Source organism: Viridibacillus sp. KH_047 (assembly GCF_057838945.1).
The window spans coordinates 168,903-192,922 of record NZ_CM174479.1 but is presented as its reverse complement, the minus strand read 5'-3'; the positions used below and the strand labels follow the sequence as shown (position 1 = coordinate 192,922).

Annotated in this window: 28 protein-coding genes and 1 riboswitch; of the genes, 5 read left to right on the top strand and 23 right to left on the bottom strand. The window is 34.8% G+C overall.

Translation table 11 applies throughout. The features are described from left to right. Positions 1–8 precede the first annotated feature (8 nt). Positions 9–686: an ABC transporter ATP-binding protein gene (locus tag AC3IS5_RS01050; protein ID WP_489427793.1), complete on the top strand. Its 678-nt coding sequence runs from the start codon at positions 9–11 to the stop codon at positions 684–686. A 50-nt stretch (positions 687–736) separates the two neighbouring features. Here AC3IS5_RS01050 and AC3IS5_RS01045 read toward each other — a convergent pair whose 3' ends face one another. The 9 genes from AC3IS5_RS01045 to AC3IS5_RS01005 all read right to left on the bottom strand — a co-directional run bounded on the left by AC3IS5_RS01045 (position 737) and on the right by AC3IS5_RS01005 (position 9,614). Beyond that, the gene (locus AC3IS5_RS01045) at positions 737–1,387 is read right to left on the bottom strand and encodes a hypothetical protein (RefSeq protein WP_489426197.1); all 651 of its coding nucleotides are present in this window, start codon (positions 1,385–1,387) and stop codon (positions 737–739) included. 491 nt (positions 1,388–1,878) lie between these two features. Continuing rightward, positions 1,879–2,730: a DUF2785 domain-containing protein gene (locus tag AC3IS5_RS01040; protein WP_489426196.1), complete on the bottom strand. Its 852-nt coding sequence runs from the start codon at positions 2,728–2,730 to the stop codon at positions 1,879–1,881. Between the two features lie 237 nt (positions 2,731–2,967). Further along, on the bottom strand, positions 2,968–3,519 hold the full coding sequence (locus AC3IS5_RS01035) for a histidine phosphatase family protein (RefSeq protein ID WP_489426195.1): 552 nt from the start codon (positions 3,517–3,519) through the stop codon (positions 2,968–2,970). A 17-nt stretch (positions 3,520–3,536) separates the two neighbouring features. Then, positions 3,537–3,974: a FosM family fosfomycin resistance protein gene (gene fosM / locus AC3IS5_RS01030; protein WP_489426194.1), complete on the bottom strand. Its 438-nt coding sequence runs from the start codon at positions 3,972–3,974 to the stop codon at positions 3,537–3,539. A 39-nt stretch (positions 3,975–4,013) separates the two neighbouring features. Continuing rightward, on the bottom strand, positions 4,014–4,538 hold the full coding sequence (locus AC3IS5_RS01025) for an AAA family ATPase (RefSeq protein ID WP_489426193.1): 525 nt from the start codon (positions 4,536–4,538) through the stop codon (positions 4,014–4,016). Between the two features lie 146 nt (positions 4,539–4,684). Next, positions 4,685–6,511 carry an APC family permease gene (locus AC3IS5_RS01020; RefSeq protein ID WP_489426192.1) on the bottom strand — a complete coding sequence of 609 codons (1,827 nt, stop codon included), beginning with the start codon at positions 6,509–6,511 and terminating at the stop codon, positions 4,685–4,687. A gap of 109 nt (positions 6,512–6,620) precedes the next feature. After that, positions 6,621–6,764: riboswitch (cyclic di-AMP (ydaO/yuaA leader) on the bottom strand. A gap of 216 nt (positions 6,765–6,980) precedes the next feature. Next, positions 6,981–8,228 carry an MFS transporter gene (locus tag AC3IS5_RS01015; RefSeq protein WP_489426191.1) on the bottom strand — a complete coding sequence of 416 codons (1,248 nt, stop codon included), beginning with the start codon at positions 8,226–8,228 and terminating at the stop codon, positions 6,981–6,983. A gap of 263 nt (positions 8,229–8,491) precedes the next feature. Then, positions 8,492–8,959, bottom strand: a complete 468-nt coding sequence (locus AC3IS5_RS01010) for a GNAT family N-acetyltransferase (protein ID WP_489426190.1) — start codon at positions 8,957–8,959, stop codon at positions 8,492–8,494. A 37-nt stretch (positions 8,960–8,996) separates the two neighbouring features. After that, entirely contained in the window at positions 8,997–9,614 is a 618-nt protein-coding gene (locus AC3IS5_RS01005; RefSeq protein WP_489426189.1) for an NUDIX hydrolase, read from the bottom strand. Positions 9,615–10,052: 438 nt separating this feature from the next. Here AC3IS5_RS01005 and AC3IS5_RS01000 point away from each other — a divergent pair, with 438 nt between their 5' ends. The 4 genes from AC3IS5_RS01000 to AC3IS5_RS00985 all read left to right on the top strand — a co-directional run bounded on the left by AC3IS5_RS01000 (position 10,053) and on the right by AC3IS5_RS00985 (position 12,536). Then, positions 10,053–10,970, top strand: coding sequence for a S8 family peptidase (locus AC3IS5_RS01000; RefSeq protein WP_489426188.1), 918 nt, complete (start codon positions 10,053–10,055; stop codon positions 10,968–10,970). 11 nt (positions 10,971–10,981) lie between these two features. Next, the gene (locus AC3IS5_RS00995; protein ID WP_489426187.1) at positions 10,982–11,170 is read left to right on the top strand and encodes a YvrJ family protein; all 189 of its coding nucleotides are present in this window, start codon (positions 10,982–10,984) and stop codon (positions 11,168–11,170) included. A gap of 419 nt (positions 11,171–11,589) precedes the next feature. After that, positions 11,590–12,183, top strand: coding sequence for a sigma factor-like helix-turn-helix DNA-binding protein (locus tag AC3IS5_RS00990; RefSeq protein WP_489426186.1), 594 nt, complete (start codon positions 11,590–11,592; stop codon positions 12,181–12,183). 134 nt (positions 12,184–12,317) lie between these two features. Beyond that, positions 12,318–12,536: a helix-turn-helix domain-containing protein gene (locus tag AC3IS5_RS00985; RefSeq protein WP_489426185.1), complete on the top strand. Its 219-nt coding sequence runs from the start codon at positions 12,318–12,320 to the stop codon at positions 12,534–12,536. 358 nt (positions 12,537–12,894) lie between these two features. Here AC3IS5_RS00985 and AC3IS5_RS00980 read toward each other — a convergent pair whose 3' ends face one another. The 14 genes from AC3IS5_RS00980 to AC3IS5_RS00915 all read right to left on the bottom strand — a co-directional run bounded on the left by AC3IS5_RS00980 (position 12,895) and on the right by AC3IS5_RS00915 (position 24,002). Next, entirely contained in the window at positions 12,895–13,230 is a 336-nt protein-coding gene (locus AC3IS5_RS00980) for a zinc ribbon domain-containing protein YjdM (RefSeq protein WP_076034731.1), read from the bottom strand. Between the two features lie 313 nt (positions 13,231–13,543). After that, entirely contained in the window at positions 13,544–14,236 is a 693-nt protein-coding gene (locus tag AC3IS5_RS00975) for a YjjG family noncanonical pyrimidine nucleotidase (RefSeq protein ID WP_489426184.1), read from the bottom strand. Then, entirely contained in the window at positions 14,233–14,694 is a 462-nt protein-coding gene (locus AC3IS5_RS00970) for a DMT family transporter (protein ID WP_489426183.1), read from the bottom strand. Before AC3IS5_RS00970 ends, AC3IS5_RS00975 begins: the two co-directional genes overlap by 4 nt. Positions 14,695–14,720: 26 nt before the next feature. Further along, on the bottom strand, positions 14,721–15,419 hold the full coding sequence (locus AC3IS5_RS00965; RefSeq protein WP_489426182.1) for a Crp/Fnr family transcriptional regulator: 699 nt from the start codon (positions 15,417–15,419) through the stop codon (positions 14,721–14,723). A 49-nt stretch (positions 15,420–15,468) separates the two neighbouring features. Further along, a complete protein-coding gene (locus AC3IS5_RS00960) occupies positions 15,469–15,894 on the bottom strand; it encodes a DMT family transporter (protein WP_489426181.1) in 426 nt (141 codons plus the stop codon). 174 nt (positions 15,895–16,068) lie between these two features. Further along, on the bottom strand, positions 16,069–16,980 hold the full coding sequence (locus AC3IS5_RS00955) for a DMT family transporter (protein ID WP_489426180.1): 912 nt from the start codon (positions 16,978–16,980) through the stop codon (positions 16,069–16,071). 224 nt (positions 16,981–17,204) lie between these two features. Next, positions 17,205–18,368: an iron-containing alcohol dehydrogenase gene (locus tag AC3IS5_RS00950; RefSeq protein ID WP_489426179.1), complete on the bottom strand. Its 1,164-nt coding sequence runs from the start codon at positions 18,366–18,368 to the stop codon at positions 17,205–17,207. 267 nt (positions 18,369–18,635) lie between these two features. Beyond that, positions 18,636–19,202 (bottom strand): NADPH-dependent FMN reductase, encoded by a 567-nt coding sequence (locus tag AC3IS5_RS00945; protein WP_489426178.1) that lies wholly within the window; start codon positions 19,200–19,202, stop codon positions 18,636–18,638. 12 nt (positions 19,203–19,214) lie between these two features. Continuing rightward, on the bottom strand, positions 19,215–20,273 hold the full coding sequence (locus tag AC3IS5_RS00940) for an LLM class flavin-dependent oxidoreductase (RefSeq protein WP_489426177.1): 1,059 nt from the start codon (positions 20,271–20,273) through the stop codon (positions 19,215–19,217). A gap of 15 nt (positions 20,274–20,288) precedes the next feature. Beyond that, positions 20,289–21,230, bottom strand: a complete 942-nt coding sequence (locus tag AC3IS5_RS00935) for a ring-cleaving dioxygenase (protein ID WP_489426176.1) — start codon at positions 21,228–21,230, stop codon at positions 20,289–20,291. A 49-nt stretch (positions 21,231–21,279) separates the two neighbouring features. Next, entirely contained in the window at positions 21,280–21,723 is a 444-nt protein-coding gene (locus AC3IS5_RS00930; protein WP_489426175.1) for a MarR family winged helix-turn-helix transcriptional regulator, read from the bottom strand. A gap of 146 nt (positions 21,724–21,869) precedes the next feature. Next, the gene (locus AC3IS5_RS00925) at positions 21,870–22,409 is read right to left on the bottom strand and encodes an NADPH-dependent FMN reductase (RefSeq protein ID WP_489426174.1); all 540 of its coding nucleotides are present in this window, start codon (positions 22,407–22,409) and stop codon (positions 21,870–21,872) included. Positions 22,410–22,514: 105 nt separating this feature from the next. Continuing rightward, positions 22,515–23,492 carry a ring-cleaving dioxygenase gene (locus AC3IS5_RS00920; RefSeq protein ID WP_489426173.1) on the bottom strand — a complete coding sequence of 326 codons (978 nt, stop codon included), beginning with the start codon at positions 23,490–23,492 and terminating at the stop codon, positions 22,515–22,517. 75 nt (positions 23,493–23,567) lie between these two features. Continuing rightward, the gene (locus tag AC3IS5_RS00915) at positions 23,568–24,002 is read right to left on the bottom strand and encodes a MarR family winged helix-turn-helix transcriptional regulator (protein WP_489426172.1); all 435 of its coding nucleotides are present in this window, start codon (positions 24,000–24,002) and stop codon (positions 23,568–23,570) included. Positions 24,003–24,020 lie beyond the last annotated feature (18 nt).

The window sequence follows — 24,020 nt, the reverse complement described above, 5'->3', positions numbered from 1 at the left end:
TGACTAAAATTCCATTAGAATTAAAAAATATTCGTAAAGTATTTCAAGACGGTGAACAGGAAGTTGAGATTTTACACGACCTCAATTTCCAAGCAATTAAAGGTGAGCTTATTGCTATACTCGGTCCATCAGGTTCAGGTAAAAGTACACTACTATCTATTGCAGGCGCACTTCTGAGCCCAGATGGCGGTGAAATGATCGTTAACGGTGAAAATATAGCAAACTTTAATGACAAACAAAAAGCAGAAGTACGCTTACGTTCAATCGGCTATATATTCCAAGCTTCTAATCTAGTTCCTTATTTAAAAGTAAAAGATCAGCTTAAATTAGTAGCTGATCTTGCAGGCTCTTGGAATAAAGAAACACAACAGAGAGCAGATGAACTGTTAAAATCAGTAGGTCTTGATCATCGCGCAAATCACTTTGTACAGCATCTATCTGGTGGTGAAAAACAACGTGTCGCAATTGCACGTTCATTAATGAACAACCCTGATATTATTCTTGCTGATGAACCAACTGCTAGCCTTGATTCTGAGCGTAGTAGCGAAATCGTTGCACTCATTGCAAAAGAGGTAAAGGAAAAAAATAAAGCAGCTGTGATGGTAACGCACGATGAAAGCATCTTATCTTATTGCGATAAAATTTATGAAATGAAAAATGGCCAGTTAACATTAAGAACAACTTAAATAAGGAGACACGGTTCATTACCGTGTCTCCTTTTCAATTGACTTTCATTCTACTTTTTTATAAATTTACTTTTTAAAATATAAACCTCTTTATTATCTGATAGCTCTTTGATCAATTTTTGAGGATTCTCGCTAAGCTCCTCATAATTGTGAGGTTCTGTTTCATTAGAGTATCCATGAATCATATAACCTAAAATCATTTCAGACTCAATATTTTTCTCATCTGCAATTGTACTTTTCCATACTGTAAAAGTCGGATCGGATGCCATTTTTGGAAGCTGCGTCCTTATACTACTTGAGTTACTTCCATTACCAGAGGTTACACTCAAACTTAATATATTTTCTTCATTGGATTCAGCTTTTTTAATTGTATTCATAATGATGGTACCACTACCTTTTACTTCAGAGTTAAGGAGTAAAACTTCTGAATCGGCTAACTTCCCCTTTTCATATGCCTCAACCCATAATCTTAAGTGATTGTACGATTTATCTATTTGGTATTCATAAATAAGATATTGTTCCGTAGTTCTATCTAATATAGTTTCTTCCCTTGTAGTTAACTTAGGGAATTTCATCATATTTTTTTCAGTGAACATAACTTGCTGTTCAATCGGTTTATCAATAGCTTTTTCTGCAATACTACAAGCACAAAGTAACAATATACATCCTATTAATGCTGCTCCTCTTTTTAATGCGCTCATTCATCCCCCGTCCTTCTATAAGATGCATGACTTGCATCTCAACACCAAAATAGCGATTCGAATTTTATAGAAAGTCTTAACTTCTATACTATTTTCTGCAGAATCATTTAGATTCTAATACTCTATATAAAATTTCCCCTTTATTTTGAGCTTAACTTTAACAATCTATAGAGGTATAAAAAATCGAAAGTAGTAAATACATATTATAATTTTCACTTCCTCTACTTTGTAAGTCTTAGGATTATTATTCTACCTAAATAAAAAATACCCTTCAGATTTAGCAATCTAAAGGGCAAATATTATTTAGCTTTTATTGAATTCTCTGTTAACCACTTATGGTTTTCCACTGCTTTACCACCCGTAGTTGGTTTTTAATTAACCATATATTTTTCCCAACTAGTATGTACCGTTCCCTATATAGCAAAAAAACCTCCAACAATGGACCTTACTAAATACACCTAAAGCTATCATAGTTAAATAATCCTTCCTATTCAACCTAATTTAAAATGTTTAGCGATTTGCATATATACAACGCCTTCTAATTTCGGCATACTCTTCTTAATTTTCAATGCAAAATATAATGTTTTCATAAAATGAAGTGTACAAGTTCTTGCTTTAAAATACGATGGATCATACCCTATGCTATATAGATGATGATCTAGCTTATCAAAAACTTGCTCAGCCCATTCAACGAGTACTTCTTCTGAAACACCTTTTTTCATCATTTCTTCTATCACAATGATTAAACGCTCTTCTTCATCATCTATATAGACGGCATTTTTCCATAGGCATGCTTTAATTGCTTGCAGTATCGGTGGTGCCATACGCAATTCAAAGGCGGGATGACGAACCGTAGCGGCAGCTAAATCAGCTCCATGCGCTATACTGTGTGCCCATCCCTTACCATCTAAAAACCCTCGAACATCACATTCTTTTTGTAAATAATGACCGCTTTTTTCTAGATATGTAGACAATGCATCATTAGGTAAGAATTTTAATTCTGCATCTGTTGTTAAAATACCTGTCAACAACAACGCTGAAAAAGAACGGGTTAATACTGTATCAGTCTGTTCGTCACCAATTTGGAAAAACAAATATTGTTCCGATACAATCTCTTTATACAAATATTGCATTTGCTCGTGTGAGAGTAACTGCTCCCCAAGCATCTCCATAAAAGTTCTATAAATCAGTTGATCACGTAATTCTGCATCGACAGCACCTATTTCCTGTAGCATATTGGATAACAACTCGTCACCCTGCTCAGCAATCAGAATTTTACGCTCTAATATAGGCATCGATACCCAATCAATTAAAATCTGCTTTAAATCCATAACATCCTCCATTAATTTCCCTCATTTGTCACTGTGTACATTATGCCATGAACATCGAAATAGCTGCAGTAGAAATTAAAAAGCCACCTATCATTCGGACATTGAAAGGTGACTTAGATGTGAGATTGTTAAGAGAATTCATGATATTTCCGTAGTATTCTTTATTCATTTGTTAAAAAACTACTCACTAGATTGTAATTCCCTAAAAATATTCAGTCGTATCGATTATTCTCATATACTAATCTCCCTCTAATAAATATGTTCTATCTTCATTAAATTCACACCTTCAAACGACAACTTATAGATATCTGGCATTTGTAGCTCTTTCCAAAATGCAAAATCATATTTTGCATCAAAGTAATTCATGATCAACACCATCAGATTCCCATGTGTTCCAATCACAATATTTCGATCTTGATAAGTATGTAAAACATCCATCAAACCTTTTATACCTCTGGATTGAGCTCTATAATTGGATTCCCCTTCATCAAACGCGAAATCTGGTTCTTGCCAAACTTTTGTTATTGCTGCAGTAAAATCCTTTACTTCTCCTTGAGCTAGTCTACGTTCTTGAAAAGTCTCATTTAGTTTAATTTCAGCTTTATTGTATTTTGCTAGAGGCTCAATTGTTTGAATCGCTCTTCTATATGGGCTAGATATGAATGTATCAATTTCCTCCAATTTAAGCTTTTCTAAAATGTTATTGGCATTTCTTAGCCCTTTTTCGGATAATGGTCGTGTTAATTCATCCGGTGTATACACTGAATGCGCATGCCTTACAAAGTAAACATTTGTTGTCATCTCAGCATCTTCCCTTGCTATTTTTGTTTACCGTCATTAAAAAATTCCATATGCTTTTTATCTTGTTTGTAATAATCCATTCTGTCTTGTAATGTACCTGTATGAAATTCGAACTTATGACCATCTAAATCTGTAAAATAGATAGATTTCTTATCCCGTTGATCTCTTTGCCTACCAGATAGTATATTTACATTTAAACTTCTAAGTTTTTCAAACATTTCATCGAAATCCGAATCTTTTATTGTGAATGCTATGTGAATATAGGACTGGTGTATTTCATTGCGTGATATATCTTCTTCTACGTTTAATGCTAGCCATATACCACCGACATCAAAATATGCTGTAGAGCGCCCTTTTACTAATAACTTTGCATCAAATACATTTCGATAAAATTCAATGGACTTTTCTAAATTTGAAACAGAAAACAAAAGGTGATTTATACCTTGAATATTCATGAAAGCCGCCCTTTACCAATTCATTTTCATCTATAAAAATTAATTTATTTTCTCAACAATGTGCTCAATTATTTCAGTTAAATCTTTGTTCTCCGTATTAATATAATGTGAAAAATCATTGTTTTCGTATGATGCTAAACATTTATCTGTCTGCTGAAAACACCAATCCCCCATAACTTCTCCTCGCTCTAACAAACGTTTATGAATTGTCTCTTTAGTAGCTGTTAAGCAGAAATGATACACTTTTTTATCTACTTTATATAAGCCATCCATGATTTCAGTGAAGTATTCCAAGTTCCTAATAGTCATTGGGACAATCAATGTCTTCCCATACTGCTCATGAAGACATCTGGCTGTTTCCACAAATAACTTTCTCCATAAAATAAAATCCTGAAAATCTCTACTAGGCGCCTCTTTTTCTTTTATATCATTAGGTAACATATGTCTAAGCATAAATCCCACTAGTTCCGGGTCAAAAATAATACTCTCTTCTAAATTCTCATGCAATTGTTCAGCAACACTTGTTTTCCCAACACCAAAGGCGCCATTAATTAAAATAATCATAGTTTCTCCTTTTTATCTTTAGACTTTTTTATTCACAAATAAAATTAAAGCCCTGTAATTAAATACAGGGCTTTAATTCATTTAAGCTATAAGGATAAGGATTTTCTTTGTATTATATATTCAGTAAAACTTTATAAAACCCTCTTTTATTTTTGCAAATGATATGGAACTGTGATGAGGACTACATTTCTCCGATACAGTAAAGACGTGTGTATTAATAGACTCGACTGATTGTGAAGAATATTTTGCCAACCTTTCTTAGGTAAAAATTGTGGAATGATGACAGAGACCTGATAGTTTGACTTGCTCGCTAGTCTTTCAGCTTTGTCTATGAATTTCGTTAGTGGTTGCACAATACTACGATAAGGAGAGTACAATGTCACCAACTTCACATCGGGTTGCCACTTCATCCACTGTTCCTCAAACTTTCTCGTATCCTCTCTTTCAAATGCAATATATACTGCAATAATTTGATCAGCAGACAACGATTTTGCGTAATTTAATGAATTTCTTACAACCTTCGTAATGCCTGCGACAGGAACAATAATAACATTACCTTCGATTGGTGGAATTTCTTCATCAGCTATTAATCTGAGCTGTGGCCCCACCGAATCGTAATGTTTTTTTATACGATGGAAAGCAAAGATAATGATTGGTAAGAAAATAAACACCGGCCATACTGCAGGCAATTTTGTCACGAAAAACACAATTGTTACAACAAACGATATCGCCGCTCCAACCGAGTTGATGATTAGTTTTGTTACCCAGCCTTGAGGTTTTTCTCTTATCCATTTCACAATCATTCCCGTTTGAGATAATGTGAAAGGTATAAAAACCCCAACAGCATATAAAGGAATTAAATTCTCAGTAGTACCATTAAATACGATGATTAATAGAATTGCTGCCAAACTCAATAAAATAATTCCATTAGAATACCCTAAACGATCTCCTCTTATTTGAAACATTCTAGGAATAAATTTATCTTTTGATAGATTCACAGCTAGTAATGGGAACGCTGAATATCCTGTATTTGCAGCGAGCACTAATATCAACGCTGTAGTTCCTTGAATGAAGTAATAAACCAGATTACGCCCGAAGCTTACTTCAGCGATTTGGGATACAACAGTTGATGTCGCGCTCGGTGTAATCCCGTAATAATAAGCTAGGAAAACAATGCCCGAAAATAAAATTGCGAGTAAACCACCCATTGCCATTAAAGTTTTCGCAGCATTTACAGGTGCAGGTTCTTTAAAATTGGGAATGGCATTCGAAATGGCTTCGACACCAGTTAAAGCAGAACTACCTGAAGCAAAAGCTTTTAATAAAATAAACAAGCTAAGCCCTGCAACAGGGGTACCAATTGATGTATGCAAATTCGATGGAACATTACCTGTCACAACATTAAAGATTCCTACGCCAATCAAGATAAATAATGCTAACACAAATAAGTACACTGGATATGCTAAAACCGAAGCTGATTCCGTCACGCCTCTTAAATTCAATATCGTTAGTAAGATAACGAATACAATGGCAATCTCCACATTATAATCATGGAGACTTGGAAGCGCTGATGTTATAGCATCTGTTCCAGCAGACACACTAACAGCCACCGTTAAAATATAATCTACTAATAATGACCCACCGGCAACAAGACCTGGATTAACCCCGAGATTTTCCCTAGATACAACATAAGCCCCACCCCCATGAGGATAAGCATAAATAATTTGGCGATATGACAGTATAAGTGCTGTTAAAAGAATGATGACACCAAATGCAATGGGTATCGAATACCATAGAGCAGCTGCTCCAACTGTCACTAAAACAATCAATATCTGCTCAGGACCATATGCTACAGACGATAGAGCATCTGATGAAAGGATCGCCAATGCTTTCGTTTTATTTAACCTTTGTTCACCTAATTCAGTCGATTTCAAAGGTCTACCGATCAACATTCTTTTCAATGAGGCTTTCATTTTTCTCACCCAATCTAGAGGAATTTTTAATTTTAGAGAATAAAAAAAGCCTACAGGTCATCAACAAATAGACCTGTAGACATTAGGATTCCTGTCTAACAAGCTCCACCTTCCTTCTCATATAACGCTTACGAGGTTAGCTGTCGGATTCGGACCTTGAGTAGCCCTACCTTTTTTAAAGGATTCACCCCTAGGATTACATTGCAATCCACGAAAATGGGTCCCCCGTGTTTCACTTCAGCGATTTAGAAATTTGAAACTGATGTAATATTACTCCCAAGTTTTAGAAAAGTAAATAAATATTTTTTCACAAATAAAAAGTGACTTTTCTCAATGAGAAGCCACTTCAAACTGAAGACATACTATTCTAGTTCACTCGCCTATTTTGGTTCGTTTATTAAATACTAAAAAAAATTATTCGTTCTCTAATGAAGAATAGACATATCTCTAACTTTTCTATTAATCAATATTAAACAAGCTCATCCCCTGGAACACCAATATTAGATTTTCTCATTAGATATGTAATACATAGCGTCAATGCTATACTCACACAAATCAAGATTACTTTAGCATCGACATAATCAAATAACGCACCAAAAATTAATGCGCCAATAGGACCTGTACCAACCGATAACGTTTCGATAATACCAAATACTCGGCCACGGTACTCATCATCGATGGATCGTTGAAGCACTATACCAATCGGCGTATTCGTACAAACACCCATTGCTGAAAACAAGATCATTAACACCATATAAAAAATGAAGGTGCTAATACCATTAAAATTCATAAATAAAGGAATTGTAATACTAGCAACGACTGCACACATCATAAACGCAGCACGCTTTACAAAATGCAACGGTGATTTCAAATCGCTGCGAGTAGATAAATAAATAGAAACGACAAGCATACCAATCGCTCCGGCCCCTTGAATAATACCTACTTGGGTTGATGGGATACTTAACTTTTCAACTAAGATAAATACGAGCCCCACACTAACGGCGGAAAAGAAAAAGTTCATCCATAGTGTGGTCATCAATAACGTTTGCACTAGTTGCTTTGTACGTAAATACTGGAATCCTTCTTTCATGCTCGCTACCATCGATTCTTTTCTCTTCTTCACAGGTACTTCAAACAATGTAAAATCCATTGTAGCTTCTAAACATAACGCGATAACATAGGCTATAAACATCGTCATCAGGAACACTTCCATTGAGACAAATCCAAATAACATGCCTCCAATAGACGGCCCACCAATTGCGCCAATAGAATGTGACACCTGATTAAAAGAAACCGCCTTCTGTAAACGTTCCTTTCCAACTAAATTCGGTATAGAGCTTGAAAAAGCAATTCCATTAAACGCTCCGAATGTAGAAAAAATCGCCGTAATTGTATATATGGCAGGTACTGATATTCCGTACATCAACGTATAAACAATCAAAATACCCACTGACAAACTAATACCAACCATACTTGTCACAACAACACGCTTCTTTGGAAAACGATCCGCCACATACCCCGCAACTGGTGCTGCTAAAGCACGTGGGAGTACATTAAATAGAATATTCGTTGCAAAGCTAAGTGCTGAACCCGTAACTGATAATATGTATAAACTCATTCCAAAGTTAAAGACGCCAAAACCAAGTGACGTCACCATCTTACTCACTAGAAAGGTATACAAATTGCGCTGTGCCTTTCTCGACTGACTCTCTCTCAAGTTACTCTACCCTCTAACATCCATTATTTTTCGGTTACCGTAATAATTTATTTTACGGTTTGAATGTATCGAAGTCAAAGTACCCTTTAGATTTATTATTTATTAAGAAAGTACAACGAATTTTCAAAAGTAAAACACTGACCTATTTTCTTTTCCTATCACTTCTACATGTCTTAGTGACATTTCTTTTATAGATCATTCTGCAACAATATCTTTTTGTGCCTTTTTAAAGTTTGACTATTCCTAAACCATTATAGATTCTCCTATTTATTCATTACGATAAATTCTGTTGAGTCCTTACTAAATTCCATCATCTTAACAAAGCCAAGTTTTTCATACAAATGAATAGCTCTATGATTAAATTTAGCAACTGTTAAACGTATTGGTAGAGAATTTTCACTTTGAATATGATTAAGTATGAATGAAAAAAAGGTATAACCATACCCTTTACCTGTTAATCCAGGCTTCATTCCTATACCAATATCAACTCGTTCCTCTACATAGGCACCAAATAGAGAACCGATTGGTACTTGCGCGGACTCTCCAATACAAAAAAAGCCGACCAATTCCCCATTAGCGTCTGCTACTGAATAATATGGGTTTTCTAGCATTTCATTTAATGAATCTGTATCTAAATCATTGTTATAAAAATCATATGGTACATCATATCTCCAACTTAAAATTTCCTTTGCAAGATCGATATTCATTTCACCAACAAATAATTGCTGCATCGAATCACCTCTTCCATTTATTCATTACATAAATAAATTAATCTAAATAAACAAGTTCTTGTGGATTATTTAGACTTTTAAATATCCATTCAATTTGAGTTTGTGTATTCCGAGCTGTTGATAAGGATGGTAATTCATTTTCAGAGAAAAACGCCACTGCATTGGTTTCAATACCCTTCATTGGTTCTCCGCCAATTATTTCACATTGAATAAAAATTTTATAAACATGATGAAGGGATGGAGGATGTGGATGGCACTTCTTATCTAGTACACCTAATAACTTAACTGCTTTTACATCAAACCCTGATTCTTCTTTTACTTCTTTTACTGCGACTTCACTTGGCGTCAGCCCAATATCAGCCCATCCCCCTGGTAACGCCCAATCACCATCAGTATTTTCTCTAACCATTAATAATCTATTATCTTGAAAAATGACTGCCCTAATATCTACTTTAGGAGTGGCATATCCAGTTTCATTCGCAAATAGTTCCTTTACTCTCGTCTTATCTATTCCTGTTTGATACGACATCATTTCCACGCTAATTTCCCTTATTAGCTCAAACCTTTCCAAATCGTAGACATCCTTTGAATAAGTTATCCCCGCCTGTGCGATAGATTGAAGCTGTTTCGTCCATTCAAGCCATTTAGGTTCCATTTATCATCACCATCCTAACTAATGTCATATATTTACACTCAATTATATAAAACTCCCGTTAACTTGTATATTATTCAATAAAAGAATTTATTTGGTATATTATTAATCGAAATGGATTCTCTACATTTATCCCAGATAAAACGAAGATCATCACACCTTATTTTCTTCTATCCCCCCTAAATTTCCTGGACATTCTATGTAAACATCCAATTTTACTTTTGCTATAGTGATAATGGAACTAAATTGATTAACTATTTTGATAATTTATTCTAAATATCTCTTTATAGAATATAACGGATTATAAAGGAGGAATTCAAAGAGACAAATTAAATATTGCCTAGTAAATATTGGCCGAGACATTGCTTTATTCATTATGATTTGCCAAGCGTCGAGTGAACTTCTTTTGTACAAAAAACTCATATGAAAAGGATGGATAATATGCCGAAAATTGAATTAGGTAAATACAAAATTTTATCATTTTATAATGATTTAGAGGTTGTTCCTCCTGGAGTAGATCTCATCAAAGCAAGAGAAATTTGGACAGAGGCTTCCGAAGGTAGTGGTGTCGTTGTAGCTATTTTAGATACGGGTATTGCCACACATCACCCTGATTTAACAGACGCCATTATCGGTGGATATAATTTTACAGATGATGATAATGGTGAGCCAAGCATTTTTGAAGATCATAATGGCCATGGTACACACGTTGCTGGAATTATAGGAGCTAGAAATAATGGAGTGGGTGTTATAGGTGTAGCACCTAAATGTAACTTACTTATCCTAAAAGTGTTAGATAAAAGAGGGGCTGGTTCTTATGATCAATTAATTGAAGCTTTGGATTATGCAATGAAGTGGACAGGTCCTAATGGTGAGAAAGTAAGCGTGATTAATATGTCGTTAGGCGGTCCTACACATACAAACGAATTATATAAAACGATTAAAAATGTATATGATGCAGGTATTATTATTGTTGCTGCAGCTGGGAATGGCGGTGATGGTGATTCTGAAACATACGAAATTTCATATCCGGCTTTTTATGAAGAAACACTTTCGATAGGATCTGTAAATAATGATTTAGTTCCTTCTGTCTTTTCTCATACTAATCTAAACCTAAAATTCATGGCACCTGGTGAAGATGTTTTATCTACTCATTTAAATGGGCAATACGTGAAATTAACCGGTACTTCAATGGCAGCTCCACACGCTTCTGGAGCAGTTGCACTAGTTTTAAATCTCATACAAAAACATGATCAAATGCTACTCCCATCACAAGTTGAAAGATATTTTAGTAGTCATTCAAGAAAAATGGATTTCCCTATCAGTCAAGTAGGCAATGGTTTTATCCAATTAAACTAGGAGGGGTTATTATGGGAACCGATACAGATTGGGTTTTTTTAATCTCAAATTTTGGATTTCCAATTGTAATGACAATATACCTTTTAATACGTTTTGAAAAAAAACTAGAACGATTAACAGTTGGATTAGACTATCTCCGGGAAGTAATTGTTCAGAAAAAAAAGGGTGAATTAAACAATAGAATCTCTTGTCTTAACTAATCAGACCATAATTATGGAAAGGGTCATAATATATGAAAACAACATCGACGATTACTAGACAATTCATAAAGTAGAATAGCAAAACAGATAAATTATGACCCTTTCAACGCAATTTAGTAGTAAAAATTTACCATCTAGTAATTTTCTTATAAAAAGCGGGAAGTCCCATTACCAAAAATCATTATTCATTTTTAATAATGATATGCGTTTTTCACTAAAAATGATAAAAAAGATACATTTTCATTTCAAACATGTGTGTTATCGTTAAAATTAACATAATTACTAAATTAACCCATAAACTAGTAGTGTAAACAATAATTCAAACACCACTTTTTCTCCCTAAAAATTCTAAAATTCATAATACTATTTCTCGATCAATTTGCTTTATATTTCTCTTTCACCTGAAAGGAGGAGTGTAGATGATGACAGTTAGAGAAGAAGAATTTTTCAAGAAATATGATGCTATGATGAAACAACCTATTATGAAAGAATTCTTAAAAAGTGGTGATAATCAACGTATTTTTAATAAGGCAATCAATGACCTGGACAAAGAAAGTATCGAACAACTAAATGCAACCTTTCGCAGATACTATAAAAACATTATTCTAATTTCTTATATCTCAAAAACTATCCACTTTTCTGCAATTGAATTTGATAAAAAATTACGTAACTATTATAAAAAAAACCTTCCTATTCCCGGTGTAACTGAAGAATCCATCGCCCAGGAAAAACACCTATTAATGGATCTTCTAATGTCGACCGATGAGGATACGACTTTTATTAATTTTCAACGAAAACAAACAAACATTAGTGACTATATTGCTAATGCTCATCTAAATTCTAAGATGAAGTTGCTATCAAATAAGCAATTACGTATTTTGGAATTAATCTACATTCACAATTTTAACAACAAACAAATAGCAAAAATATTAAACGAATCAGAACAAACTATCTCATATAACCATCAAGCTGCTTTAAAGAAATTAAGAAATGCATGCAAACAGGAAAAATAAAATGGGGAATTACTTATTCAATTCACGTTTGTTACAGTGATAATCTACTTAAAATCGCAATCATTTTTCAAGCAAAATATTATATTTTTTTCAATGCCCTTTAGATAGATTTTAGAGAGAAATGGGGGAACATGATGGAAAACCAAATCTTGCATGAAGTAGAAAACAAAGACCTAGAGCGCTTACTAGAAATCTTTAGACCTGCTATTAAGAAAAGTTTGATTAACACCCGTATGCAAGAGCGAGAAGATTTGGAACAAGAGATCAGTATGAAAATCCTAGAGAAATTAAGTTATTTGCAAGAAATACGAACTCCTGACTTTTTTGAGTTTATCGAATATCATGTAGATTAATTTGATATGAGCTGATTCTATAGTTTCATAATCATAAGCGTCCCTCTTTACGAAATGCTCATGATTTGGTTCTAGTAAAGAATCCGCAAGATCATTTTGGTAAGCCCAAAATTTAAAAATAAGAGGGAACGTGTCCATATTGCTGATAAGTCTTCCTACAATTGAGTTAAAAATGGATAATCTCCGTAAAAGACAACGAATAAAGGACGAGTTATGCTGGTGCTAATAAGTAGTGGGCCCTTACCATAGCTATACCTGCATTTGTTGTCTTTTATAATTATTTAACTCAGTGAAATAAAAAAGAACTCATTTTGATAAATTACTACTCAAAATGAATTCTCCTATAATCAATCTGATATTAAATCTTTTTAACGAATTCCGATTTTAATTTCATTGCTCCAAAACCATCAATTTTACAATCAATATTATGATCGCCTTCAACTAAGCGAATGCTCTTTACTTTTGTCCCTATTTTCAAAACAGAAGAGCTACCTTTTACTTTAAGGTCTTTAATAACAGTAACCGAATCACCATCGTTTAAGACGTTTCCATTAGCATCCTTGATGACTTTTGTATCTTCACTCTCTTCAGATTCTAAAGTCCATTCATGTGCACATTCTGGGCAGACAAAAAGACTTCCATCCTCATAAGTGTATTCTGAATTACATTTCGGGCAATTTGGTAAATCTAACATCGTGTTTTTTCCTCCGTTCGCTTTGGTCCATTTCCTCCTAAAAGGATTTATAGTGCTCAGTAAAAATAGCTATTACGAGCTGGACATACTAAAATTATATAAGTTATAGCTTGCATGCTTATATACTGTCATAGTCCTTTCAGATTTACAAGCATTCCTTCAATTCCCGTTTTCACCAAAAAGAATTATCATTTATTCTCTCCTCTATAATCCTCTTTCATCCCCATTTTTATGCTAATAAAAACGCCCGATTTTACAGCTTTAAGGCTGCATTTTCGAACGTTCTAATAACAGTAATTACACTGCCGTTTTTTTATTTACTATCTAGTATTTGATATAACTCATCAAGCCTTTGAATCTGAAACGTTGGCATAATTTCAGTGTTATTTAACTTCATATGTGGATTAAACCAACATGTATCAATATTTGCTAGCTGTCCACCTTTAATATCCGAACTTAGAGAATCCCCGATAATTAAAGTATTTTCCTTCATCAAGTTTGGAATTCGTGCAAAGACATAACCAAAGTATTCCTTCATCGGCTTTTGAAAACCTGTATCTTCTGAAACGAAAATATCCTTAAATAGTGTATGTAATCCTGAAGCTCTTAGGCGTTTGTCCTGTGTTTTGGAAACGCCGTTAGTCACTATATATAAATTATATTTGTCTTGTAGGCCTGTGATTAATTCCAAGGCTCCCTCTATAAGCTGATGTCCTTCTTCTAAATGAATTCGATAATTTCTTTCTAATAAGGCTCCATCTACTTCTTTACCGTATTCTTTGAATAGAAGAGCAAAGCGCGTGTTTACTACCTCATCACGATCAATTTCGCCATTTTCAAAAGCACTCCAAAGACCTTGATTTATTTCTTTATATCGCTCTTCAATCTCTTTCGTTAAAGGTAAGTTTTGATCTTTAAAAAGTAAGTATAATGCCTCTTTCTCCGCTGCCCCGAAGTCTAATAACGTATCATCTACATCAAATAATAATGTCTGATATTTTTTCAAATTTGTTCCCCCGTCCCTACTGTTCTGCCACCAAATTTATAGACAATTATACCACCAGCTATGACTAGAACGCCTAGTAACTGCTGGAATGTAAAAGGAACTTGCTCTAGACCTAACCAACCTAGTGAGTCCCATAATACTGCAAAGCTAAGTTGTGATGTTAGTACAATTGAAATCGCGTATGTCGGACCAAGCAATTTGATTCCATTCAAAATGCAGGTAACAACTCCGACACCTATTAACCCGCTGAACCAATACCATAGCTGCATGTTTTGTAAATTAAATAAGTTGCCACCTTCAACAATTAGTCCCATCGTTAGTGATGCTAAAAACCCCATTCCTAACACCAATGTCGTTGAAGCCCAAGAACCTGTATGTTCATTCACTTTGCTATTAAAAATATTTTGCAAACCAACTAATGAACCTGCCACAAGCGCTAATATTAATCCTACAATCATAGGTACTACTCCCTTCTATATTTGATTCATTCATAAATATTGTGATTGGCAAGCGTACTCAATGCGTCACGATTTATCACGATGATTGACTCCTTCGTACGTTCAATTAGCCCTTCTGCGCATAATTGTTGGATAACCCGATTGAGATGTCTATAACTCGTTCCGATTAAATCTGCTACATCCCTTAACCGATTTGTACTTAATCCACTATCATTATGTGCATCAGAATCATAAAAAGAAATGGACAATAAATAACTAGCTAATCTGACTTCTACTGGATATAACAAATTAAAACTTAAAAAGTTGGATTTTATATAAAATTTCTTTGAGATAGTTTCGAGTAAAAATCGCAGTAACGGCGTATATTCACTCCCATATTTTTTTAGGCATTGATATTGAATACCAATCATAATAACAGGTGAAACAGCTTCAACTGTATTAATAATATCTATATCTTGAACGTATTCAATATCGCCAATTAGATAGAGTGGTGTCTTAAAAGAAAGTATTAATTTTCTACCTTCCGAAGAGCTAGTGAAAATTTTGACCTTCCCTTTTACAAGTATATAAAGGTATTGCGATGAATCTCCCTGTGAACAAATATCTTCACCTTGGTCGAAGCTATACAACGCTAAATGTTCTATTAAAGATTTATTGAATATGTACTCTAATTGATACTCTTTTAAATAGTTATTGAGTTGCTCACGATTCTCTATTTTCTTCATGATTCGCTTCCACCTCCTAGACTTTCATCTTAGTCAATCTAAACGTTCCTCATAAACCTAAAATAATTACTCCCACTACCATCATTCCAATACCAATAAATTGTGGTAACTTCATCTGCTGCTTTACCACACCAAACCAACCTTTAATATCAATAATAAAAGTTAAACCAAGCTGGGCAATGAGTACGGCTGATATAGTTAACGTAACACCAATTCTATGAATCGCAGAAATATTACTGAAAATAATTATGGCTGCAAACGCTCCACCAACCAAATAGAAAGGTTTCACTTTCTTGAACATTTGCAGACTTCCATCTCGGACAAAGAGGAAGATCAACAAAGCCATGATAAATCCTGTTAATTGCGTTATTGTCGCAGTTTGCCAAGTACCAATATCTTGACTAATCCGCGCATTAGCTACACCTTGTAGCGTAATAAAGGCTCCACCTAAAAACGCAAAGAGAACTCCTCGCATATTTGACTCCCCCATTCAAATTGTTCTCTCTATTAAAAAACATTTACACTTATTTTGGAAAGGACATATGTCCCTATTATATTTGGTTATTTAATTCCATATAAAAACCTCAAAAAGGGATTACTAAGTATCCGCAATTTGAGGTTATGTTTGCTATATTAATTAAAACCACACTTATAAATGCTTATGCTCTACTCGTCGTACAAAAGAAAAACCTGCTTCTGGACGATTAATTAAATAAATACTTATTAAAATCAATACTAATCCTAACAATAATGAATATGTAAATGGTTCATTTAAGAACAGTGTACCAATGACAACTGCAATTAACGGTACTAAGAATGTAAAAGAAGCTACTTTGCTTGATTCACCAGAACTCATTAAATAGAAATATGCAGCCGTAGCACCTGGGACTGCGATAACTGCTCCAAATAATAAACAACTAATATAACTAATATTCCATGTTATATCTGAAACATGTTCTGTTGCTATACCACTCATACTTAAGATTGTTCCTCCAATGATACTTTGAATTGCGACAAGCCATAACCCATGTACTTGTGAACTTGTTTTTTTCACATAAACAACGCCAACTGCCCAGCCAATACCTGTAATAAGCGCTAACATAATACCGAATAATGATACATTACCTGTAAAACCATCCAACGACACCGCAGCTACTCCTAAGAAACCTATAACAAGCCCCACTACTTTAATGGCAGATAATGATTCATTTAGCCACATCCAAGCTAAAATTGGTACTAACACTGGTTGTAAATAAACAATAACGGAATATAAACCTGATGGTAAGTATTGTAGACCGACTGTTTGAACACCATTAAATATAACGGTATTCAACAAGCCAACTATCACATAAACTTTCCAATTCCTTTTCCATTCAATTTTGCGCCATTGTGGTAATAATATTCCTGCTAATAGAATACCACCAAATAATGTACGCATTCCTGCATATAACAAAGGCGGTGTATAATTTAGAGCCATTTTGTATATCGGCCAACACATTCCCCAAGCGATGACCACAAATGTGATTAATAAAGCGGTTTTTGCACGTGATTCTCTCTGCATCCCTGTATCTCCTTTTGCTTTTGACAATGTTCCAAATAGGATTACATAATCTTTGGAATCATCTGTCTATTATTTTGGTATCCATTATTATATATTAAGTTAGTATTCTTCGTAAGTAAGTTTAAAAATGTTTTAACCGTTCTTCTATTATGCGAAAAAATAAAAAAAGAGCCATTGAGAATTAATTCCCTCAATGGCTCAATATAAAATCTAATTTTCTATCATTACAATGACGCGCGATAAATATCCATTACATCTTCTTTATTCAGTTTTGTAAAATTACCGAATTCACCATAAATCATCGCTTTGTCTGCCATAACTTCTAGCTTGCTATCATCAATATCATAATCAGCTAGTCGTGATGGGGCGCCGATGCTGTTCCAGAATTCGCGAAGTTTTTGAATGCCTTCTAATCCTGCTTCTTCATCAGTTTTCCCTTCAGGATCAACACCAAATACTCTTACAGCTAACTGTTTAAAGCGTGATGGTTTGACTTTTAAATTATGTTCCATCCAATGTGGGAAGATAATCGCAAGTCCACCACCATGAGGAATATCATAAACCGCAGAAACAGCATGCTCAAGATTATGAGAAGCCCAGTCTCCACGATAGCCCATATTTAAAATACCATTTAACGCCATAGTACCGTTATATAAAATCGTAGAACGATACTCATAATTTTCAAGGTCATTTAACAGCTTCGGCGCAGTCTCGATAACAGTTAACAGTAATGATTCACACATACGATCTTGGAAAAGAGTATTTTCTTCAAGATGGAAATAATGTTCTAACACATGTGACATCATATCTACCATTCCGTAAATCGTTTGATCTTTCGGAACAGTATACGTATTAACTGGATCTAAAATTGAAAATTGTGGGAATGTTACAGCACTTCCCCAACCATATTTTTCGTTTGTTTCCCAATTCGTAATAACAGAACCAGCGTTCATTTCAGATCCTGTTGCAGCAAGTGTTAATACCGTTCCGAATGGAAGTGCTTCTTTTGCAAATGCTTTTTTAATTACTAAATCCCAAGCATCTCCGTCATATTTTGCACCTGCAGCAATAAGCTTCGTACAATCAATTACACTTCCGCCACCGACTGCTAAAATGAAGTCAATGTTTTCAGCTTTACAAATTTCAATTCCTTTTCTAGCTGTTGAAAGTCGAGGGTTTGGTTCTACTCCAGATAGCTCAAAAACCTCTGCACCGATTTCATTTAATATATTCATTACATTGTTATATAGGCCATTACGCTTAATACTTCCGCCGCCATAAACAACCAATACCTTTTTACCGAATTTTGGAACCTCAGTTTTTAACTGCTCTAACTGTCCCTGTCCAAAAATTAGTTTCGTAGGATTCCAAAAAGTGAAATTTTGCAAAATAAAAAACCTCCTTATTCTACCTTCATTATATATTTTATTTCTAAAAACTAACAATAATTTGACTGGTAGTAAGTGAGACAGCAAATTCCTCCTGCTTCTAAAAGTTTCTTTGTATCCTTTGCATCACTATCCATCATACATTACAAATGAAAATTCTCTTTCCAAAAAAGAAATCCCCTATAAAACACTTAATGTTTTATAGGGGATTTTAGAAAATTTATTATTTTATTTAAAGTACGTTAATTTAATATACAACTGGCTTTATTAAAAATCGTATTCTGCATCTTTTGCTTTACGAATTTCTGCGTATGCATCCACAAGCTGTACTGTGTCATCTACTAAACGCTCGATACGGAAAAGGACATCATCATTCACAATTTCTTTTCTGTGGAAATCTTTTTCTTCTATAAATACATATGTTTGGACGATATGTGCTTTCATATAAGCTAATATTGGTTTTAACTGCTGTTCCAACATTAAGTAATGCTTTGCTGTGCCCGCTGTTACAAGCATACTTACCACTTTATCTCGGAAAGCATTAACTGGTACCAAGTCAAAGATATTTTTTAATGTAGCTGGGATAGACGCTTGGAATGTCGGTGTACCAATAATAATTGCATCTGCTGCCATTATTGTTTCCGTTACATATTTTGTATCCCCTTCGTAGTCCCAATAATTTCTTCCATCACTAAAGACCATTTCATATTCAGCAAGATCTACTAATGTTACTTCTGCATCTGGATATTTTTCTCTAACTATTTTAAGTGTATAATCCATAGCTGTTCTTGTTTTTGACCCTACATTAGAGCCTGCGATTCCTACAATTTTCATCTTATACGCCCCTTATTTTTTGGCTGTATATTTCTTAACAGCAGGTAATATTTCCGTTGCAATAAGTTCAATGTTCTTCGCAATTTTATCAAATGGTACGCCACCAAAATCTATTTGTGCCATAAAACGTTGCTGCCCAAACAATTCATATTGATAGAGCATTTTTTCAATAATTTGTTGCGGGCTACCAATCATTAATGCGTCACGATAATCAGTCGATTGAGCAAACTGTTGTTTTGGATAGCCTCCACCACGTAAAGCAAGCATGCCTGAATTAGCGTGTGGATAGTACTCGCGAAGTGCATCCTGAGTAGTTTCAGCTGTGTAAAAAAGACTTGTTGTCGCAATTGGTAACGTCGCAGAATCAAAACCACTACGCTCAGCTGCTTCTCTATACGCATCAACAGAAACTTTAAAATTAATAGCAGGACCACCAAGTGTTGTAAGCATCATTGGTACACCAGCATATCCAGCTTTAATTGCACTAGCAGGTGGTCCACCTACTGCACGCCAAATCGGCATATGTCCGCCCTCAGGTTGAGGTAAAATGGAAGCACTTTTTAGCGGTGCACGGAACTGTCCTTCCCACGTTACTTTATCTTCATTGTTTAACTTCAATAGAAGCTCCATTTTTTCTTCAAATAATTCTTCATAATCACGCACATCATATCCTAGCAAACTATATGCTCCAACACGTGAACCACGACCCGCAACAATTTCTGCTCGCCCTTTTGAAATTAAATCTAGTGTGGCAAAGTCTTCATATACACGTACAGGATCAGAAGTACTTAATACTGTTGCAGAACTAGCAATCTTAATGTTTTTTGTTGCTTGAGCAATCGCACCTAAAATAACGGTATGTGCTTGTGTTGTAAAATGCTGTTGATGACTTTCACCCACTGCAAATACATCAAGTCCAGCTTCATCAGCTAGTTTACTTGCTTCAATCAATTCATGAATCCGTTGTTCAGCACTTATCAAAGTACCTGTATGAGGGTTCATTAAATGATCCCCAATCGAATATAAACCAAATTCAATCCCTTTATCTTTATCAATACGATATTGTTCCAATTTCATTCGCTCCTTTTAATCAAGTGGTACTAACTTTGCTTCTATTTCTGAACGTTTTTCTTCTAAAAACGGTGGTAAATCTAATTTCTCCCCAAGCTCTTCTACAGTTGAATCTGCAGTGAAACCAGGACCATCTGTCGCAATTTCAATTAAAATTCCATTTGATTCGCGGAAGTATAAGCTTTGGAAATAGAAACGGTCTACAACCCCTGTTGACTGGAATCCGCGTTCTTTTATAACTTTATCCCAATAGCGCAACTCATTTTCGTCTTTTGCACGTATCGCTAGATGATGAATGCTCCCTCTACCTGGTTTTTCACTTGGCCCTTCCTGTTGTTTAATAACAATCTCTCCAAATGACTGTCCAGCCTTAGATTGGAATATTGCTTCTGTTTCTGAACGCGTTACTTCTACGTAGCCAAACATATCCTTTAAAGTTTTCGCTAAACGTTCTAAGTATCGTACCGTTATTTCTACTGTACCCATCCCTAAAATTCGATGCTTTGGCTCGACGATAGAATCTTGCCACTCTGACCATTGTGCAGGAACTTCTTCGCCATTATTATTTATTAGAATCATTCGTAAGCCTTCAAAGTCTTCGAAATGTAACGCATCTCTACCGGCATACCTTGTAATTTCTCCATGCTTTACATCTAATAACTCAAAGCGTCTTTGCCAATACTCAAGACTTCCAAATGATGGAACAAGTAAACCAATTTGTGTAATTGCATTTGTACCGCGAACTGTTCTTCCTGCAATAGGCATTTCAAAGAACGATAACTCCGTTCCAGCACTACCTGTTAAATCTCCGTAAAAAAGATGATACATACTGGGGTCATCCTGATTAACCGTCTTCTTCACCCTACGTAGCCCTAATACTTTTTGATAAAATTGATTATTTAATTGAGCGTTTTTTGTAATCATCGAAATATGATGATGTCCAGAAATTGTATGCATAGTTGTTCCCCCTCTTAACTTGACTAGTCAAATGATAGTGCAAAAAAAATTACTCAGGCGGTAATTCTCTTTTTTGGCTATACTTATGAACCCGTGTCATTAATTTATATAGAGTTTTTTGTTCTTCTTCGTTTAGTACATCATCAAAAAAAGAAGTTTGAAATGCTAATTGCTCTGGCATTGCTTGATCTAAAATAGCTTCTGCTTTCGCAGTCAGGTTAATTGTTTTTGTTTTCCAATCTTGTTTACGTACAATGTAATTTTCTTTTTCAAGCCGTGCTAGCATACGCGAAATACCACCTTGCGTAACTGTTACCTTCTCAGCTAATTCACTTTGTGTAAGGGGCTGATATATACGAATTTGCATTAGTACATCAAATTGAGCAGTTGTTAAATCAAAACGTTTTAAAAAGTCATTCGACAATTGATTACTTTGATTCGTAAAACGCATTAAACGCAGCCAGATTAATGACCCCATTGTATTATTACGCATATGTTTTCCTCCGAATCGTTGTTCTTGTTATCACTTTACTACGCAAGTGATAAAATATCAAGTAATTGAACTTATCATTCGATTGACCTTAGTTGTTAAAAAAAGAGGGAATTTTTTATTCCCTCCTTTTACTGCTATCATTTCTTTTATTTACGTAAAGGTTTTAATGCGCCACTCCAAGCAACGACTTGGTCTAGCATATCGTTAACAGATGCCGCTTGAACGTCGGCTGGTTTGAAAACACTACCGTTCTCAAAATCAGTAAATAATGATAATGCAGGATGTACACGAACATCTGCAACTAATAATTCCCCAAGAATTCCGCGTAAATGTTCTGCTGCTCGCGCCCCGCCTACTGAACCATAACTTACGATACCTGCTGCTTTGTTATTCCACTCAGCACGTAGTAAATCTAATGCATTTTTTAATGCGCCTGTAATACTGTGATTGTATTCTTGCACGATAAATACGAATCCATCACAACCATTAATTTTCTCCGACCAACCGCTAATTCCTTGAGTATCACCATTTGGATCTCCTAAAAACGGTAATTTAAAATCTGCGATATCAATGATTTCATATTCTGCATCTCCACGTTGATCAGCAAGACCTTTCACCCATTCTCCTACTTGTGGACTTACTCGACCTTCACGTGTGCTTCCTAAAACAATACCTATTTTCAACATTTCGTTTCCTCCTAAATTTTCATCTGTATTTTTAGTAGCTTTTCCAAACAACTTATTAATAAAACCCAATTCTTTCACCTCATAAAATAAATTCTTGCCGTTATATTACTCTTTAATAAAATCTTTTGTGCTTCTTACTGTATCAATTGGACGAACTAGTTTTTCGATTTGCTCACGTTTCGGTTCTAAAAATGGAGGTAATGATAACTTTTCTCCTAGTGTTTCATAAGGTTCATCACCCATAAAGCCAGGTCCATCTGTTGCAAACTCAAATAAAATTCCTGGTGCAACTCTTACATATAATGACTCGAAGAAATGACGATTAACGTAGCCTGATGTATTAAATCCGAAACCTTCCATACGATGAATCCATTCTTCTAGAACAGAGCGGTCTTCTACGCGGAATGCAGTGTGATGAACTGATCCATAGCCTTGCTGCGCTTGAGGAAGAATCGCATTGTACTCCACGACAACTTGTGCACCGTTACCTCCCTCACCAACTTCAAACAAATGGAATGATCCTTCTTGAGCAATTTCTTTAAACGCCAATACTTTTTCCATCATTTCTTTGAAGTAATCAAAATTAGCAATGCGGATAAAGATTGGTCCTAATCCTGTAATTGCATATTCTAAAGGAACAGGCCCATCTTGCCATGGTGTACCACTAGCTACTCCCTCATTGTTCTCATCCGAAATTAGTTGGTAGCGCTGATCGTCAAAATCCACAAAAGAAAGAGTCTTTTTGCCAAATTGTTCAATGATACCAGTATGTGCTACTTCTAATCGATCAAAGCGTTTTACCCAATAATCTAATGCTGTATCACTTGGAACACGGAATGATGTTTTTGAAATTTCATTTGTACCATGTACCCCTTTAGGTATGCCAGGGAAATCAAAGAATGTCATATCCGTTCCCGCGCTCCCTTTATCATCTGCAAAAAATAAATGATACGTTTGAATATCGTCTTGGTTAACTGTTTTTTTCACTAAACGCATTCCTAGAACATATGTGAAAAATTCGTAGTTTTTTTCTGCACTACTTGTGATAGCTGTTACGTGGTGAATTCCTTTTAAATGGTTCATATTATATTCCTCCATAATTATATTTAGTTTATCTACTCAATATATCTCGATTTCGAGATATATGGTTAAAAAAATTTATATATCCTTTGCGTGATGGCCAATTCTCTTAAGATAATCGATAAAAACTTCTAATTCCGGGTCGGATAGTTCTTCAAAGATAGCATTGACTTTCTTCTCATGCTTAGGGAATGTATTATCCATGAATATTTTTCCTAATTCAGTAATCGATGCATACGTTACTCGGCGATCATCAGGGCAAGCTCTTCGTCGTACTAACTCTTTCTTCTCTAATTTATCTACAACATAAGTAATACTGCTACTTGCAATTAAAATTTTCTTACCAATATGTTGTATAGGCTGTTCACCCTTATGATAAAGCAATTCCAAGACTGCAAATTCGGTTTGATTTAAACCATACTGTTGCATGTCTTTTCTCACAACATCTTGAACAGACTGTGTTGCTCGAAGCAATACTGTCAGTGCTTTAAGATTATTATTTATTTGCATCATATTTTTCTCCTTTCGAAG

Bases quoted from the DNA above. Each gene is read 5' to 3' on its own strand.
- AC3IS5_RS00995 (WP_489426187.1), top strand. From the start codon at position 10,982: ATGGGAACCGATACAGATTGGGTTTTTTTAATCTCAAATTTTGGATTT.
- AC3IS5_RS01045 (WP_489426197.1), bottom strand. From the start codon at position 1,387: ATGAGCGCATTAAAAAGAGGAGCAGCATTAATAGGATGTATATTGTTA.
- AC3IS5_RS00990 (WP_489426186.1), top strand. From the start codon at position 11,590: ATGATGACAGTTAGAGAAGAAGAATTTTTCAAGAAATATGATGCTATG.
- AC3IS5_RS00980 (WP_076034731.1), bottom strand. From the start codon at position 13,230: ATGTTAGATTTACCAAATTGCCCGAAATGTAATTCAGAATACACTTAT.
- AC3IS5_RS01035 (WP_489426195.1), bottom strand. From the start codon at position 3,519: ATGACAACAAATGTTTACTTTGTAAGGCATGCGCATTCAGTGTATACA.
- AC3IS5_RS01005 (WP_489426189.1), bottom strand. From the start codon at position 9,614: ATGGAACCTAAATGGCTTGAATGGACGAAACAGCTTCAATCTATCGCA.
- fosM (WP_489426194.1), bottom strand. From the start codon at position 3,974: ATGAATATTCAAGGTATAAATCACCTTTTGTTTTCTGTTTCAAATTTA.
- AC3IS5_RS00930 (WP_489426175.1), bottom strand. From the start codon at position 21,723: ATGCGTAATAATACAATGGGGTCATTAATCTGGCTGCGTTTAATGCGT.
- AC3IS5_RS00945 (WP_489426178.1), bottom strand. From the start codon at position 19,202: ATGAAAATTGTAGGAATCGCAGGCTCTAATGTAGGGTCAAAAACAAGA.
- AC3IS5_RS00955 (WP_489426180.1), bottom strand. From the start codon at position 16,980: ATGCAGAGAGAATCACGTGCAAAAACCGCTTTATTAATCACATTTGTG.
- AC3IS5_RS00925 (WP_489426174.1), bottom strand. From the start codon at position 22,409: ATGTTGAAAATAGGTATTGTTTTAGGAAGCACACGTGAAGGTCGAGTA.
- AC3IS5_RS00920 (WP_489426173.1), bottom strand. From the start codon at position 23,492: ATGAACCATTTAAAAGGAATTCACCACGTAACAGCTATCACAAGTAGT.
- AC3IS5_RS01020 (WP_489426192.1), bottom strand. From the start codon at position 6,511: ATGAAAGCCTCATTGAAAAGAATGTTGATCGGTAGACCTTTGAAATCG.
- AC3IS5_RS00960 (WP_489426181.1), bottom strand. From the start codon at position 15,894: ATGCGAGGAGTTCTCTTTGCGTTTTTAGGTGGAGCCTTTATTACGCTA.
- AC3IS5_RS00935 (WP_489426176.1), bottom strand. From the start codon at position 21,230: ATGCATACAATTTCTGGACATCATCATATTTCGATGATTACAAAAAAC.
- AC3IS5_RS01010 (WP_489426190.1), bottom strand. From the start codon at position 8,959: ATGCAGCAATTATTTGTTGGTGAAATGAATATCGATCTTGCAAAGGAA.
- AC3IS5_RS00970 (WP_489426183.1), bottom strand. From the start codon at position 14,694: ATGATTGTAGGATTAATATTAGCGCTTGTGGCAGGTTCATTAGTTGGT.
- AC3IS5_RS01040 (WP_489426196.1), bottom strand. From the start codon at position 2,730: ATGGAGGATGTTATGGATTTAAAGCAGATTTTAATTGATTGGGTATCG.
- AC3IS5_RS00965 (WP_489426182.1), bottom strand. From the start codon at position 15,419: ATGAAGAAAATAGAGAATCGTGAGCAACTCAATAACTATTTAAAAGAG.
- AC3IS5_RS00985 (WP_489426185.1), top strand. From the start codon at position 12,318: ATGGAAAACCAAATCTTGCATGAAGTAGAAAACAAAGACCTAGAGCGC.
- AC3IS5_RS01025 (WP_489426193.1), bottom strand. From the start codon at position 4,538: ATGATTATTTTAATTAATGGCGCCTTTGGTGTTGGGAAAACAAGTGTT.
- AC3IS5_RS00915 (WP_489426172.1), bottom strand. From the start codon at position 24,002: ATGATGCAAATAAATAATAATCTTAAAGCACTGACAGTATTGCTTCGA.
- AC3IS5_RS01000 (WP_489426188.1), top strand. From the start codon at position 10,053: ATGCCGAAAATTGAATTAGGTAAATACAAAATTTTATCATTTTATAAT.